The following is a 14,737-nucleotide window of genomic DNA, read 5'->3' as shown; positions in this document are numbered from 1 at the left end:
GGGGGTGCGGCGGGGGTGAAACCGCCCCCGCCGCACCCCCCTCAGCCCACCTCGGCGCGCCCCGTCACCTCACCGGGAACGCCACATCGCACACCGCGTCCTGAGGCCCCGCCGCGTCCCAGTCGGCGAAGTACACCTCCCGGCACGGCCCCGCGTGGTTCAGCCCCCGCTCCGCGATCCACTCCTCCACCGCCTCGAAGGCCGCGTGGATCTGCGGGTTTGCCACCTGGGCCTTCGTGATGCGGGTGTAGGCGAGACGCCGGGCCGGCTCGACGCGGACCCCGGTGTCCCAGGCCCGCCCGTGTTCCTCGGCCCACGCCCGCGCGGCGGCCTCGTCGGCGACCGGCACGCAGGCCTCCGCCGGCCCGTCGCTCTCCTGCGACACCTCCGCGTGGTACGCGACGAACGGCGCCCCGGTCGTCCCCCCGCACGCCTGCGCCGCGTCCTCCAGACGCCCCAGCGCCGCCCCGATCCACGTCGGCAGCTCGTCCGGCAGGATGTGCCGTGTCTGTGTGATCAGCACCTGCTCGGGCACGTCCACCGTCTCGACCACGAACTTCCCGTACATCTCGGAGCTCCTCCCCGACAGTCGTCCACGGAGGTACTCGGCGAGCGTCCGCTGCGAGGCGAACCGCGCTTCGGCTTCCGCCCAGTAGCAGGCCAGCCGGTCGGCCGCCGACGGGCCGTCGAGCCCGGCCGGTTCCACCACCTCGGCGATCCGCGCGAGCGGCATGTCCAGCCGCCGCAGCAGCGCGACCATGCGGGCGCGCTCGGCCTGGTCGGCGCGGTAGTAGCGGTAGCCGGTCGTCGCGTCGACGTGTGCCGGGGGCAGCAGACCGAGCCGGTCGTACAGCCGCAGCGCCTTCGGCGAGAGCCGCGAGCGCGCGGCGAACGCGCCGATGGTGAGCAGCTCACCCGAGCGCACACGTTCCTGGTCCACGAGTTCCACGAGTTCCCGGTCCACGAGCCCATCCTCCGTCACCGGGCGCCGTCCGCCCGGTGACACAGGACACTCGTCCTTGCCCCAGGGGCAAGGTCAACCGGCGAGCTGCCGCTCCACCGCCGTCACGACCTCGGCCGACTCCGGCTCGGTCTGCGGAGAGAAGCGGGCGACGACCTTCCCGTCCCGCCCGATGAGGAACTTCTCGAAGTTCCAGCGGATGTCGCCGGTGTGCCCCTCGCCGTCGGCGAAGCCCACGAGGCTCTCGTACAGCGCGTGCCGCGCGTCCCCGTTCACCTCGACCTTCTCGGTCAGCGGGAAGGTCACGCCGTACGTCGCCGAGCAGAACTCCGCGATCTCCTCGGAGGTCCCCGGCTCCTGCCCGAGGAACTGGTTGCACGGCACGCCGAGCACGGTGAAGCCCTGGGCCGCGTACCGCTCCTGGAGCCGCTCGAGACCGGCGTACTGCGGGGTCAGCCCGCACTTGGAGGCCACGTTCACAATGAGGACGGCCTTGCCGGCGTACTGCGAAAGGTCGGCGGAACCGCCCTGGAGCGCGTCGATCTCGGTGTCGAGGACAGAGGTGGCAGCGTTGTCTGTAGTCATGAGCGGATGCTAACTCCGCTCGGTGTCGTCCCCGCTCTGGGCCTTGACCAGGACCTCACCGGCCGGTGTCCGCGAGTAGAGCACCGACCGGCCCGCCCGCCGCCGCTCCACCAGCCGCGCGTCCAGCAGCACGCGCAGATGCCGCCCGACCGACCCCAGCCGCTGCCCGGTCACGGCGACCAGCTGGGAGGTGGACAGGGGAGAGCCGAGGAGGACGAGCACGGCGGCCCGCGCGGGCCCGAGCAGCGCGCCGAGGCTCGCGGGCACGGCCTCGGACCCGCCGCCGGCCAGGACGCCCGCGCACGGGTAGACGACGGCGTACCGGTGGGGCTCCTCCCAGCTCACCCAGCCGATCCGCTGCGGGGTGACCGGTACGAAGAACAGCTGGGCGCCGGAGATCTCGCGCGGCGGGTACGCGTGCGGATTGACCTGGAACCGGTTCTCGCCGAGCCAGCGCGTCCCCGGCCGCAGCTCGTCCAGCACGGCCGCCCAGCCGCCCCGGCCCAACTGCGCGGTCCGCGCGACGACATCGGCCTCGAGGACGCGCCGCCGCCGGGCCCAGTACGGGCGTACGGCCTCGGTCCAGAGCCAGGTGAGGAGGTCGGCGGCGCGTTCAGGGAGGTCGTCGCGGTGCAGGCGGGCGGGGAGCGGGCCGCGCAGGGAGACGGTGAGGTGGCCGCGGGCCGCTTCGGGGGAAGCCGAACGGACCCGGGCGACCTCCTCCTCGAAGGTCTCCCTCTCCCGCGGGGCGGGGGTGAAGAAGTCGGCGATCCAGTCCCGCCCGAGCCCGGAGCGCACCAGCTGCGCGGCGACCGGATCGGCCGCCAGCAGCTCCCGGTACGCGGGCAGGTGGGCGTCGAGCCAGCCGCGCTCACCGGGGTGCGAGGCGACCCCCGCGTGCAGCAGCTTCAGGCTCGCGAAGGTCTCGGCGAGCGGTGACAGTACGAAGCGGCAGCCGGCGAGAGTGTCGGCGTTGACCTGCCACCAGCCCATGTTTCGCCTCCCCGCGAAACAATAACGGCCCCCGCGTACGCCGTCCGAGACTCCGCGCATGCGCAGCTACTCCGACCTCTTCCGCACGCGGGAGTTCACCCCGCTGTTCGTGTCCTCCTGCTTCCGCACCGCGGCCGCCACGGTGAGCGGTCTGGCCCTCGGCACGCTGGTGTACCGGGCGACGGACTCGCCGCTGCTCTCCGCCCTGAGCATGTTCGGCCCGTCGCTGGCGCAGGTCGTGGGCGCGACGACCCTCCTGTCGGCGGCGGACCGGCTGCCGCCGCGGGCGACCGTGGCGGGCATCGCGCTCGCCTTCGCGCTCGGTACGGCGGTGATGGCGGCACCCGGTCTCCCGGTCTGGACGATCTTCGTCCTGCTGCTGCTCCTCGGCCTGGTCCAGTCGCTCGGCGGCGGAGTTCTGTGGGGCCTGCTGAACGAGATCCTCGCCAAGGAGGGCTATCTGCTGGGCCGTTCGGTGTTCAACATGATGAGCGGGGTCGCACAGATCACGGGGTACGCGACGGGCGGCGTCCTGGTGGCGCTGCTGTCCCCACGGGTCACGCTCCTCGCGGCGGCGGCGCTCTACCTGGCGTCGGCCCTCACCGCCCGCCTGGGCCTGACCGGCCGCGCCCCGCGCGCCTCCGGCCGCCCGTCCGTCGTACAGACCTGGCGCACGAACGCGCGCCTGTTCTCCTCGCCCGAGCGCCGCACCCTCTACCTCCTCCTCTGGATCCCCAACGGCCTGATCGTCGGCTGCGAGTCGCTGTTCGTGTCGTACGCGCCGAGCCGGGCGGGCGCGCTGTTCGCCTTCGCGGCGTTCGGCATGTTCGTGGGGGACGTGACGACGGGCCGTTTCCTTGCGCCCCGGGTGCGGGCCCGCCTGGGCATCCCGTTCCTGCTGCTGCTCGCGGCGCCGTACCTGCTGTTCGCGCTCCGGCCGGGGGTGGCCCTGGCGACGGCGTGCGTGGCCGTCGCCTCGATCGGCTTCGGTTCGAGCCTGATCCAGCAGGAGCGGCTGGTGTCCCTGATCCCGGACGAACTGAGCGGCCACGGCCTCGGACTGCACACCTCGGGCATGCTGACCATGCAGGGCGTGAGCGCCGCACTGGCGGGCGGCGTCGCCCAACTCACCTCACCCGGCCCGGCGATGACGATCATGGCCGTCGCCTCGATCACCGTGACCCTGACACTGGCACCGTCCCTCCTCCGTCGCGGCGCCGCGTCCCGGGACCGCCGACACCCGGAGGTGTCCGCGCCGAAGGAAAGGCGATCCGGAGTGAACTCCTCCTGAATGAAGGCCGGTCGTGCCACACGCGAAGTCGGCGGGACCGGGTGGTGAGAGTTCCTCGCCCGGGGGCGTGGTCGGCGGCAGGATTGAGGCGTAGTCGCCGAACTGCCGGGGGGAACCGTGTTCACGCCGTACGACTCCGAGGAGTGGCCTGCCCGCAGTCTGCTGGGGGTGCTGTCGCCGCCCGCGCGGCGGGAACTGCTCGGCCTGGGTGTCGAGACGCGGTTCGAGCCGGGTGAGGTGCTGCTGACCGAGGGCGCGCACGACCGGCATGTCCTGTTGCTGCTGTCCGGCTTCGCCAAGGTGACCGCGACCGTGGAGAACGGCGAGACGTCGCTGCTCGCCGTCCGGGTCGGCGGCGACTCGATCGGGGAGATGGCGGCCATGGACGGGGCGCCGCGCTCGGCCACGGTGACCGCGTGCGGGCCGATGACGGCCCGGGTGCTGCAACCCGGGGTGCTGCACGGTCTGCTGATGCGGCGCCCGGAGGTGTCCATGGCCCTGGCCGGCATCGTCGCGGACCGGCTGCGCTGGGCGAACCGGCGGCGCCTGGACTTCCGCGGCTATCCGGCCAAGGTGCGGCTGGCCCGGCTCCTGGTGGAGCTCGCCACCTCCTACGGGCGCCCGACGGACGGCGGCGTCGTCGTCGGCTGCCGGCTGACGCAGCCGGAGATGGCCGCGCTCACCGGGGCCGCCGAGACGACGATCCACAAGGGGCTGCGCGAACTGCGTGAGGGCGGTCTGCTGGAGACCGGCTACCGCTCGACGGTCGTCCGGGACCTGCCCCGGCTGAGGCAGCTGGCGAACCTGGCGCCCGAAGGCCGCGAAGGCCACGAAGGCCACGAACCCCAAGGGTCCTGACGGCCCCCTAAGGCACCAGAGTCCCTGACGGCCCCCAAAAGCCCCGGCGGCTGAGCCTCCTTCGGCACTCAGGCCAGTACGGGACGCAGCACCACGAACAGCCCCGCGCTGGTCCCCATCACCGCCGTGCACACCACGGCACCGGTCAGACACCGGTACTTCCGCAGCGCCACCCGCGCGAGAAACCTGACCGTGTGGGACAGCTCCCGCCGATCGGTCGCCTCGTCGGCGCCGGGAGCCTCGGCGGGCAGGATGTCGGGGCCCGAGGCGAGGTGGACGAAGCTGTATCTGTTGGCGTGCGCGGAGTGCAGCACCCGGGGCCGCAGCGTCGCCGCCAGACAGCCGGCGCCGACGAACAGGCCGCCCAGGAACAGGGTGAGCAGCGTCCCGGCGAGCACGCCCGCCGCTCCACCCCGCTCCACGGTGTGCAGGGCCTGCCGGCTCCAGGTGTCGGCCGTGCCGACCAGCGCCGCCTGCGCGGCCGCCAGGATCCCGGCCTTGGTGTCCGCGTGCTGATGGGTGGTCTGCAGGGCGGTGAACATGTACTGCGCGGGGCGGTTGTCCGGATCGGCACCGGCGGACGGCATGCGTTCTCCTCGTGACGGTGGGTACGACCCGTCCAGTCAGGCGCCGGTTCCGCCGGTCGAACCAGTCACTTCTATTGCTTTGCGGGAATTCCCGCATCTTGCTGCATCCCGTATTTCCACGGGGTCCGGGCCGCGTCGCGCGTGTACGACTGAGCCGTACCGGCGTCCGCGTGTCCGGGGGAGCGGGCGCCGGTGCATTCACGAGAGCACGAAAGTCGGGGAGTGGGGAACATGAGCACGTTCGGGCGCAGACTGCTGCTGGCGGTCGACGCGAAGGGGTACGGCGGCGTCGACGTACTGACACAGACGCAGTTGCAGGAGGCCATCCAGCGGCTGCTCGGGCAGGCGGCGGACGCGGCCGGTCTGGAGCGGGAGCGGTGGGCGACGCAGGAGGCCGGCGACTCGGTGCTCGCGGTCCTGCCCGAGGGGGCGTCCGAACCGGACCTCGTCGACACGTTCATGCGCAGCCTGGACGCGGGACTGCGGGCCTTCAACCACGGGCGGCTGCCCCAGGCGTGGCTGCGACTCAGGGCGGCCGTGCACTTCGGTACGGCGTCCCCGGCGGCCAACGGATTCGTCGGCAGGGCTCCGGTCGAGATCGGCCGGATCCGCGACAGCGCGGTCCTGCGCTCCGCCCTGGCCGCCGCACCGGACGCCGCTCTGGCCGTCGCGGTCTCGTCGACCGTCTTCAACGACGTGATCCGCGAGGCGTACACGACGATCCGGGCGCAGGAGTTCCGCGAGGTGCGGATCGAGGAGAAGGAGTACACCGGGCGGGCGTGGATCTGGGTGCCCGGGTACGACGTACGCGGGCTCGAACTGGACGGCGCGGGCGCGGACGGCCCACGCCCTGGGGGTGGTGAAACGCCCGCCGCGCGCCCCCCGAATGCGCCAACTGCTCCTGTGGACACGGTCGTTCAGCAGTTCTACGGAACCGTCAACGCCGAGGGCGCCGTCTTCGGAATCTCCAAGTGACTCCGAGTGACGGCCGGGAATGAACGAGGAACAGCAGCACGAACAGCAGCAGGAGAGGCCGGGGACGCCTGCCGGGGAGCAATGGACGGCGCCCGCCTCCGCGCCCCCGCCCGCAGCGGCCGGTGCCGGCGCGGATCCCGGCGCGGATCCCGGCGCGGATCCCGGCGCGGATCCCGACGCCGCAGGAGCCGAGGCGAAGGACACCGCCGCACCCGAGAACACCGTGAACCCCGAGAAGGACACGGCGGCGGCGAAGAAGGACCCGGCGGCGAAGAAGGACACGGCGGCGAAGAAGGACACGGCTGCCAGGAAGGACGAGACGGCCGCAGAGAAGGACGCCTCGGCCGCGTCGGCCGCCGAGAAGGCGGAGCGCGCCGCCCAGGTCCAGCACAACAACGTCAACCAGCACTTCTACGGCTCCCTCGACGCCCGCCACGCCCACTTCGGCATCGGCGGGATCGGCGGCACGGACACGCCGAACACCCGCCGCCGGGCCATCGGGCGGCTCGACGCCGGAGAGGCGGACGCGGTCCTGGAGTCGTACGTCGCACCGCCCTGCTTCGAGGAGGCGGTGCGCGCGCTGCGGCAGGACGGTGTGGTGGTGCTGGTCGGGCCGCCCGGCACGGGCAAGCGCTCGGGGGCGGTGGCCCTCCTCGACGCGGTCGCCGACGGCGCGGAGTACGTGGTGCTCTCCCCGGGCCGGAGCCTGGAGGAGCTCGCCACCGGGCGGCCGGCCTTCGAGAAGGGCAACGGCTATGTGCTGCTCGACCGGATGAACGAGGGCTCGTCGTCCGGGACGGCGGACTTCGACTGGCGGCGGGTCCGGGACGCGGTGCGCGAGCAGGGTGCGCACCTGGTGGTGACCACCGTGCACACGGTCGACGGGGAGCCCCCCGAGTCCGTACGCCATCTGACCTGGCAGGTCCCCGCCCTGGCGGACGTGCTGCGAGTGCGGCTGCGGAAGGCGGGATGCGCCGAGAGCACCGTCGAGCAGGCCGTCGGGCTGCTGCCCGCCGGATGCCGGATCGCGGAGGCCGTCGCGGCCGCCGACCGGATCGCCCGGGGCGCCGACCCGGCCGGGGTCTGGCAGGAGTACGGCAGCAGCGCCGCGCACCCCGTGCGCGACTGGTTCGCCGCCGAACGCTCGCTCCAGGAGGCCGCCGAGGTCACGACGCTCGCCTTCGTCATCGGTGCCGGGCGCCGCGACTTCGAGCTGTGCCAGGAAGGTCTTGAGCCGTATCTGGCCCCGGCCTTCCCCCAGACGCCGACCGGTCCCGGGACGGCCACGGCGGACGGCGCCCCGGCGGCCGCGCCCCGGCGGACCGTCGACCGACGGCGCTCCCTGGCCCGTAACGACCTGGTCGCCACCGAGGCGCAGAAGCACGGCGCGCTCAGCCGGACCGTGCTGGTCTTCCGCAGCCCGCAGTACCGGCAGTGGGTCCTGGAGGAACTGTGGGCGAACCACTCGACGGACTACTGGGACGGCGTACGGGACTGGCTGACCGACATGGTCCGCACCGTGCCCGACCCCGACCTCCAGATGTCCGTCGCCTCCGGCCTCGCCCTGCTCGCCCGGCCCGCCTTCGACGAGGTCGCCGAGTCCTATCTGCACCCCTGGGCGCGGGGCACGGCGGGCCCCCTCGGGCAGTCCACGGCCACGATGGTGCTGTGGTGGATGTGCCTCCTGGACGAGAACCTCGGCGCCACCGCGCTGGCCGTCGCCCGCGGCTGGGCCCAGTCCCGCGACCCGGGGCTGCGCTCGACGGCGATGGCGGCGTTCGGCGGGGAGCTTGGCGTCCGCTTCCCCTCCGACGCCGTGAAGTGGCTGTGGCATCTGATCAGCCGGGCCGGTGACGAGTCCGCGGAGGCGGTCTCCGCCCTCGCCGCCCTCGTCGCCGTGCAGGTCGCGTCCCGGGAGAACGCCGGCGTCGTCTTCGTCTTCGCGGCCCTCGCGCACCGGATGGGCGTCCAGGGGAGAACGGGCGCCGCGACCCATCTGAAGGAAGCCACCTTCGACGCCGTCCAGGCCGTCCTGACGGTACGCGACCTGGGCAGCAAACGCCCCGTCTGCGCCGTACTGGCCGGACGGCGCCCCCAACTGATCGACAGGTTCGGACAGTTGTGGGCCGGACTGCTGTGCAACCGGCCGCGGCGCGCCTCGGCGCTGCGGGACCTGCACGACACCCTGCGCGCCCTGCCGGCCACGTGCGAGAAGCCCGAGGCCATAGCCGGACGCTTCGGCCGGGCGGTCGGCGCCGCCCTGCCGGCGGACGAACGCCCCCTGCTGGACAGGGCGTTGCGGGCGATGGCGGCCCGCTCCGACGACACGGTCGCCGCCGCCCTCACCGAGACCTTCCTGACCGCCGTACTGAGCACGGAGGACTGACACGCATGGCACAGAGATATCCGCTGGTCGAACAGCGGGAGTACGGGCTTGCGCAGCAGCGCGGCGGCTGGCTGCGCAAGCGCACGAGCAGGGGAGACGGGGAGCTGCCGCCGCTGGCCGCACACCAGGTCCGGGTCTTCAGGGTCGGTGAGGAGTACGTCGAGGACCACGGCCGGCTGCGGCCCGACGACGGTGTGGTGGTCGCCGCCAGCTCGGTCACGGTCGTCGACCGGAGGGCGAGCGTTCCCGTCGTCGTCGAGATGCGCATCCCGTCCGCCGAGGTGGGCGACTTCACCCTGCGGACGACCTTCCACTGCACCGTCACGGACGCGCGTGCCGTCGTACGGGACGGGGTCACCGATGTGGAGGCGCTGCTCTTCGGCTACCTCCGGGGCATCCCGGGCCTCGCCGAGGAGGGCGGCGATCTGCGGATCGTCGACTCGGCCACCGTGCGCCGCCGGGTCGACGCCCGGCTGGCCGCGTATCTGGACATGCGGCCGCCGGTCGTCTCCGGCCTGAAGGCCGTGCCGTCCGCGGTCGACGTCCTCACCCCGGAGGAACTCGCCGCGCACCTGAAGGAGGTCGAGGAGGCCAGGCTCGCCCGGGAGAAGGAGCGCCTGCGGGACGAGATGGAACAGGAGCGGGTCCGCGCCGAGGCCGACAAGGAGCGGCTGCGCGAGGAGATCCGGCGCGAGGAGGCCCTCATGAAGGAGCTGAACCGCCAGGAGCGGGAGCGGATGCGCACGACGTACGAGCGCACCGACAGCGCCGAGGGGCAGGAGCACGCGCTCGGGCTCGAGGCCCAGCGCAACGGGTTCGTCCGGAACCAGATAACCGAGGACCTCCGGGTCATCGGCAACGATCCGATCGCCGCCGACTTCTACGCCAACCGCAGCGGGGACCTGACCGCCGGCGCGTTCGCCGAGCGGCGTCGCGAGGACGAGTCCGGTCGCCTCGAACGCGAGGACGCGCTGCACAAGCTCGAACAGGAGTACCTGGAGCGCCGGGCCACCCTGGAGCGCGAGGACCAGGAGCGGCGGGCCGCCCTCGACCGGGACGAGCGGCGCTACCGGCTCGACCGGGGCGACCGGATCAGGGAGTTGACCCGCCAGGACCGGAACGAGGAGGCCGCCGCCAAGCGCGAGGAACAGGCTCGCAGCCGGGCGGAGGCGCGCGAGGACAGGCTGCGCGAACGGCTGGAGGGCCGGCAGGACGCCCAGCTGCTGCGCGAGGAGCAGCGCAAGTGGGCGGAGCGGCGCATCGACCTCGGCAAGCACCTCGTCAACCGGGGGCTCGTCGACAACGCGGCGGTCGACATGGGCGCCTTCATCAACAGCGTGAGCGAGATCCCCCCGTACGGCTCGGCCCAGGCGCTGGGCCAGGGCCGGGACGAGGAGGTGCAGAAGGCCTCGGCGGAACGCCTCGACAAGCAGACCAGGAGGCCGGCCCCCACCGATGTGGTCGACGGTGACGGCGACGACGGCGACGACAGCGACATCGGAGTCTCGGAGGCGAACCTTGGCGACTGACGCACCGGTCCGCCCGGCCGACTGGGCACCGTTCCCCGACGACCCGAGGCCCTTCCGCCCGGCGCGCTCCGACCGGAGCCCGGCGGTACGGCTGCGCGGGGTGATCGGCGTCGACGAGGACGTACTGGACTGGGTGCCGGAGGAGCGAGCCCGCTACACCCGCTACGGCGCGATAGTCGTCAACACCGCGTTGCTGGGCGGCGTCTCCATGGCCCTGGCCATGGGCACCTTCCGTTCCGACCTCCCGCTCGCGGTGGTGATCCTGGTCGCCGTGGTCTGGTTCTGGGTGGTCCTCGCCCTGGACAGCTGGCTGGTGTCGAGCACCCACGGCGTGCCGGCCAGAAACCCGCTGCGGGTGCTGCTGCCGCGCCTCGTGCTCTCCGTGCTCCTCGGTCTCTTCATCGCCGAGCCGCTGCTGTTCCAGATCTTCGACAAGGAGATCCACCAGCAGATCGCGGTGGGCAACGAGGAGAAGGTGAGCACCTACAAGGGCATGCTGGTGTCCTGCAACCCCGCCGACGGCTCGGACACCAGCGGCCGGGCCGCATGCGGGAAGTACCAGCTGAAGGTGGAGGGTTCCACGGCCCAGCTCCGTGACGACATCCAGCGCAACACCGCCCGAACCAAGGCGATGCGGGCCCAGGTCGACGGCATCAACAAGACCCTGAACGCCAAGATGGCCACCGAGCAGCGCGAATGCGCCCGGGACAAGTGGATCTGGTACGGCGATGTCGCCGACGTCAGCCAGACCTGCGAGCGCGCCCGCGCGGACTCCTCGTCCTACCGCACGACCAGCAAGATCAAGAGGTACGAGGGCGAACTCGAGAACCTCGTCGCGAAGGGCCGGACCCTGACCGCGCGCATGGAGAAGGCCGGCGACGCCTACCAGCCCGCTCTCCAGCGGAGTATCGACGCCAAGACGCGGCAGCGGGCGGCCGAACTCGACGACGACGGGATCCTCACGCGGGCCCACGCGCTCGAAGCGGTCGCCTGGTCCGACTGGTACGCCGGGTTCGTGTTCGTCGTACTGCACCTGCTGATCCTGGCCGTCGACGCCATGCCCGTCCTGGCGAAGCTGATGAGCGGCTGCACGACGTACGACACTCTGCTCACCGCCCGCCTCGACACGAGCCGCCGTCTGCACTCCGACGACCTTCAGGTGCAGCACGCCTGCGCCACCATGGAGTACGAGGTGCGGCGGCACCGCATCGAGCAGGACACGTCGGAGCGGATGCGGCGGCTGGAGCACGACCACGGCCTGGCGCAGGCGGAACGGGCCGCCCTCTTCCGCGCGGAACTCGACGCGCGGGCGGCACGGATCCTGCGGGGGGACTGAGCCCGGCCCCGGCCGGGTCGCACACGGATTCCGAGGGACCGTGTGCGCCCCGGCCGGCCGGCGCTCCTGAACAGCGAGCCGAACGCCGCGCCCCCCGGTCGAGGATCAGGAAACCGTTGGCCAACCACCACCTCCGGCACGGATAAATAGATGGCGCACCGCACCGAAGTCGGCGTGCGGAGCATCTACGGAGGAGGAACGGATGGACATCCGGAGCCTGAGCCAGGCCGAAGCCGAACGGCGGGCCGCGCTGCTCACGGTCGAGAGGTACGACGTGGCGGTCGACCTCACCGCTCTGCCGGACGGGCCGGACGTGCGATGCGTGTCCACCGTGACCTTCGGCTGTCGTGAACCGGGCGCGGAGACGTTCGTGGACTGCGCGGCCCAGGTGCTGAGCGCCACGCTCAACGGCGTCGAACTCACCCCGGCCGCCGACGGACGCATCCCGCTGCCCGCCCTGGACGCGCACAACGTGCTGCGGGTAGAGAGCGTGCAGTCGAACACCGCCGAGGGCGAGGGCGTGCACAAGGCGGTCGACCCCGCGGACGGCGAGGTCTACGTCTGGATGTCGTTCGAGCCCGACGAGGCCAGGTTCGTGTGGGCGTGCTTCGACCAGCCCGACCTCAAGGCCCCGCACGCGTTCACGGTGACGGCGCCGTACGACTGGACCGTCACGAGCAACTCCGGCGACCCGCGGATCGAGGAACTCGGGGAACGCGACGAACCCAGCCGGCCGGCAGCGCGCCGCTGGACGTTCCCGGACACCCCGCCCCTGGCGACGTACAACACGGTCGTCAACGCGGGCCCGTTCCACGAGATCCGCCGCGAGGCCGACGGCTACGACCTGGGCATCTACGCCCGCCGCTCCCTCGCCCAGATCCTCGAACGGGACGCCGACGACGTCTTCACGGTCACCCGCCAGGGTCTGGCCTTCTTCGCCCGGGTCTTCGGAATGCCGTTCCCGCAGCGCAAGTACGACCAGGTCTTCGTACCCGAGTTCGGCGGGGCGATGGAGAACTACGGCTGCGTCACCTGGGCGGACGGCTTCCTGTGCCGCGCCGAGCCGACGCCCGCCGAGCGCGAACTGCTCGCGAAGGTCCTGCTCCACGAGATGGCGCACATGTGGTTCGGCAACATCGTCACCATGCGCTGGTGGGACGACCTCTGGCTGAACGAGGCGTTCGCCGAGTTCGCCTGCAACTGGGCCGCCGCCGACGCCACTTCGCACACCGACGCCTGGGCCGGACACCTGGCGAACGGCAAGCTCCGCGCCTATCTCGCCGACCAGGGCCCGATCTCCCACCCGATCCGCCAGCCCGTCCGCGATGTCGCCGAGGCGGCGTCGATCTTCGACGCGATCACCTACCCCAAGGGCGCCTCGGTCCTGCGCCAGCTGATGACCTACGTCGGCGAGTCGGCCTTCTCGGCCGGCATGACCGCGTACTTCGCCCGCCACGCCTGGGGCAACACCACGCTCCAGGACCTGATCGACGCCCTCGCCGAAGCGAGCGGCCGCGACCTGGACGCCTGGCGCGCGGGCTGGCTGGAGACGGCGGGGACGGACCGCCTCACGCTGGAGCGGGAGGGCGACGGCTACGTACTGGTGGCCCACGGCCCGGACAGCGGTCCCCGGCCGCATGTGCTGGCGGTCGGCGCGTACCGCGCGTCGCGGGACGGCTCGCTGGAACGTACGGCGCTGGTGACGGCGGAGGTGACGGGGGAGCGCACGCCCGTCGCCCTGCCGCCGGCCGCGGACGGCGCCCCCGCCCTCGTCCTCGTGAACGACGAAGACCTGACCTTCGCCACGACCCGGCCCGAGCCCACCGCCGCGTCCGCGTACCTCTCCGCGGCTGCCCGGCTGCCCACCGCCATCTCCCGGGGCGTGGCCGTGGCGACGGTGTGGGACATGCTGGTCACGGGGGAGGTGACGGCGGCGGAGGCGGGCCGCTGCGTCACAGCGGTGGTCGAGTCCGAGACATCGGACGCGGTGATCGAGCCGTACCTCACGCTGGCCGGGGACATCGCGGAACTGTGGGCGCCCGACGCCGAACGCCCCGCGCTGACGGCGCTGGTGGCCGCGGCCTGCCGCCGCCTCGCGGAGGACCCCCGCCGCCGCCAGGTGAGCCTGCGCGGCCTGGCCCGCACCGCCACCGCTCCCGACGACCTGGCCTGGCTGGAGTCGCAGACGGCCCAGGACATCGACCTGCGCTGGCGCCTTCTGGCCCGCCGGGCGGAACTGGGCGACAAGACCGCCGATGACGTGGCCCTCCTGCTGGACCAGGACCCCGACCCCGACGCCTGGGTGCGTGCGCTCACGGTCCGGGCCGCCACTCCCGACGCCGAGGCCAAGGAGGAGGTCTGGCAGAAGCTGGTGGTGGAACGAGCGGTCCCGCTCAGCTCGGTCAGCCAGGTCACCACGGCGTTCTGGCGCCCGTCCCAGGACCTGCTGCTGGCACCGTACGCCGAGCGCTACCTCGCCCTGATCCCCCAGTTGGAGCGCGGCGGCATGATTCCGGCGATGGTGTTCACGAGCCGGCTGCTCCCGCCGTACGCGATCGACGCCGAGTTCCTCACGACAGCGGAGAACGCCTCCCGGGACACGGTCCCGGTGGTCCGGAAGACCTTGCTGGAACGCTCGGACATCGTGCGGCGGATGCTGGGAGCGCGGGAGTACGGGGGCGCGGGGGCCTGACCGGCCCGAATGTCACCGAAGGCCCCGGACGGACCCCCATGACCGGACCGGACCGGGGCCTTCGCCTGACGCCCCTCGGATGTGGCGAAACCTTTCTCCTGTCCGAGGAGAATTCAAAAGACAAACCGCTTGGCTTTTCACTCGTTGAGCGTGTCGCGGTTAATTCTAATGACAAACGCTGTCGTCAACTATTTCACCGGATTACGCTCACTCATTTGCCGCGCATCTGGAGGAGGAGGGCCGCGTTAGCGGAATATGACGAAAGCTAGGATCCTTGGCTCGACCCGCTCCGGAGCGGCGGCGGAGAATCTGCCCGCGGCCCGTGCTGTGGCAGTGGGGCGGTACACCTACACGCCTGCCGCGGCGTACTCATCTCCCGATGCGCGCGGCACCTTGCACGGAGACGGCGCGCGGGTCGAACTACAGGTCACCGAGTCGCTGCTCAGTGAGTTTCTGACGCTGCTGGACGCGGCCCAGGAGGAACTCGGTCGGCGGTGGAGCAGCCAGGGACACTCCGGCTACCACACGGCCCGCATGTGACGGG

At 72.3% G+C, this 14,737-nt stretch carries 12 protein-coding genes; 8 read left to right on the top strand and 4 right to left on the bottom strand.

The window, feature by feature from the left end; all coding sequences use genetic code 11:
- Nucleotides 1-64: 64 nt before the first annotated feature.
- From SAVERM_RS19530 to SAVERM_RS19520, 3 genes are all read right to left on the bottom strand, one after another.
- Complete coding sequence (locus SAVERM_RS19530; protein WP_010985210.1) at nucleotides 65-964, bottom strand: MerR family transcriptional regulator; 900 nt, start codon at nucleotides 962-964, stop codon at nucleotides 65-67.
- A gap of 72 nt (nucleotides 965-1,036) precedes the next feature.
- Nucleotides 1,037-1,546 (bottom strand): glutathione peroxidase, encoded by a 510-nt coding sequence (locus SAVERM_RS19525; protein ID WP_010985209.1) that lies wholly within the window; start codon nucleotides 1,544-1,546, stop codon nucleotides 1,037-1,039.
- Nucleotides 1,547-1,555: 9 nt separating this feature from the next.
- Nucleotides 1,556-2,539: an ArsR/SmtB family transcription factor gene (locus SAVERM_RS19520; RefSeq protein ID WP_010985208.1), complete on the bottom strand. Its 984-nt coding sequence runs from the start codon at nucleotides 2,537-2,539 to the stop codon at nucleotides 1,556-1,558.
- Between the two features lie 58 nt (nucleotides 2,540-2,597).
- Here SAVERM_RS19520 and SAVERM_RS19515 point away from each other — a divergent pair, with 58 nt between their 5' ends.
- Together SAVERM_RS19515 and SAVERM_RS19510 are read left to right on the top strand one after the other, a co-directional pair.
- Nucleotides 2,598-3,830 carry an MFS transporter gene (locus SAVERM_RS19515; protein WP_010985207.1) on the top strand — a complete coding sequence of 411 codons (1,233 nt, stop codon included), beginning with the start codon at nucleotides 2,598-2,600 and terminating at the stop codon, nucleotides 3,828-3,830.
- Between the two features lie 117 nt (nucleotides 3,831-3,947).
- Complete coding sequence (locus SAVERM_RS19510) at nucleotides 3,948-4,688, top strand: Crp/Fnr family transcriptional regulator (protein WP_010985206.1); 741 nt, start codon at nucleotides 3,948-3,950, stop codon at nucleotides 4,686-4,688.
- Nucleotides 4,689-4,756: 68 nt separating this feature from the next.
- Here SAVERM_RS19510 and SAVERM_RS19505 read toward each other — a convergent pair whose 3' ends face one another.
- Nucleotides 4,757-5,275: a Pycsar system effector family protein gene (locus SAVERM_RS19505; RefSeq protein ID WP_010985205.1), complete on the bottom strand. Its 519-nt coding sequence runs from the start codon at nucleotides 5,273-5,275 to the stop codon at nucleotides 4,757-4,759.
- A 231-nt stretch (nucleotides 5,276-5,506) separates the two neighbouring features.
- Between SAVERM_RS19505 and SAVERM_RS19500 the strand changes: the two genes are divergently transcribed.
- The 6 genes from SAVERM_RS19500 (at nucleotide 5,507) to SAVERM_RS19475 (ending at nucleotide 14,733) form a co-directional block, all read left to right on the top strand.
- Nucleotides 5,507-6,250 (top strand): hypothetical protein, encoded by a 744-nt coding sequence (locus SAVERM_RS19500; protein ID WP_037645087.1) that lies wholly within the window; start codon nucleotides 5,507-5,509, stop codon nucleotides 6,248-6,250.
- A gap of 19 nt (nucleotides 6,251-6,269) precedes the next feature.
- Nucleotides 6,270-8,636, top strand: coding sequence for an nSTAND3 domain-containing NTPase (locus SAVERM_RS19495; RefSeq protein WP_010985203.1), 2,367 nt, complete (start codon nucleotides 6,270-6,272; stop codon nucleotides 8,634-8,636).
- 5 nt (nucleotides 8,637-8,641) lie between these two features.
- Entirely contained in the window at nucleotides 8,642-10,165 is a 1,524-nt protein-coding gene (locus SAVERM_RS45345) for a hypothetical protein (RefSeq protein WP_010985202.1), read from the top strand.
- Nucleotides 10,155-11,501: a DUF4407 domain-containing protein gene (locus SAVERM_RS19485; RefSeq protein WP_037644731.1), complete on the top strand. Its 1,347-nt coding sequence runs from the start codon at nucleotides 10,155-10,157 to the stop codon at nucleotides 11,499-11,501. Before SAVERM_RS45345 ends, SAVERM_RS19485 begins: the two co-directional genes overlap by 11 nt.
- 202 nt (nucleotides 11,502-11,703) lie before the next feature.
- On the top strand, nucleotides 11,704-14,193 hold the full coding sequence (gene pepN, locus SAVERM_RS19480) for an aminopeptidase N (protein ID WP_010985200.1): 2,490 nt from the start codon (nucleotides 11,704-11,706) through the stop codon (nucleotides 14,191-14,193).
- A gap of 333 nt (nucleotides 14,194-14,526) precedes the next feature.
- Nucleotides 14,527-14,733 (top strand): hypothetical protein, encoded by a 207-nt coding sequence (locus SAVERM_RS19475; protein ID WP_037644734.1) that lies wholly within the window; start codon nucleotides 14,527-14,529, stop codon nucleotides 14,731-14,733.
- Nucleotides 14,734-14,737 lie beyond the last annotated feature (4 nt).

This window comes from Streptomyces avermitilis MA-4680 = NBRC 14893 (assembly GCF_000009765.2).
GTDB classification, from domain to species: Bacteria; Actinomycetota; Actinomycetes; order Streptomycetales; family Streptomycetaceae; genus Streptomyces; species Streptomyces avermitilis.
Note: the sequence above shows the minus strand (reverse complement) of the source record. Positions and strands in the feature narration are given on the sequence as shown.

Excerpts from the sequence above, each read along its gene's own strand:
- SAVERM_RS19515 (WP_010985207.1), top strand. The coding sequence starts at position 2,598 with ATGCGCAGCTACTCCGACCTCTTCCGCACGCGGGAGTTCACCCCGCTG.
- SAVERM_RS19495 (WP_010985203.1), top strand. The coding sequence starts at position 6,270 with ATGAACGAGGAACAGCAGCACGAACAGCAGCAGGAGAGGCCGGGGACG.
- SAVERM_RS19525 (WP_010985209.1), bottom strand. The coding sequence starts at position 1,546 with ATGACTACAGACAACGCTGCCACCTCTGTCCTCGACACCGAGATCGAC.
- pepN (WP_010985200.1), top strand. The coding sequence starts at position 11,704 with ATGGACATCCGGAGCCTGAGCCAGGCCGAAGCCGAACGGCGGGCCGCG.
- SAVERM_RS45345 (WP_010985202.1), top strand. The coding sequence starts at position 8,642 with ATGGCACAGAGATATCCGCTGGTCGAACAGCGGGAGTACGGGCTTGCG.
- SAVERM_RS19520 (WP_010985208.1), bottom strand. The coding sequence starts at position 2,539 with ATGGGCTGGTGGCAGGTCAACGCCGACACTCTCGCCGGCTGCCGCTTC.
- SAVERM_RS19505 (WP_010985205.1), bottom strand. The coding sequence starts at position 5,275 with ATGCCGTCCGCCGGTGCCGATCCGGACAACCGCCCCGCGCAGTACATG.
- SAVERM_RS19500 (WP_037645087.1), top strand. The coding sequence starts at position 5,507 with ATGAGCACGTTCGGGCGCAGACTGCTGCTGGCGGTCGACGCGAAGGGG.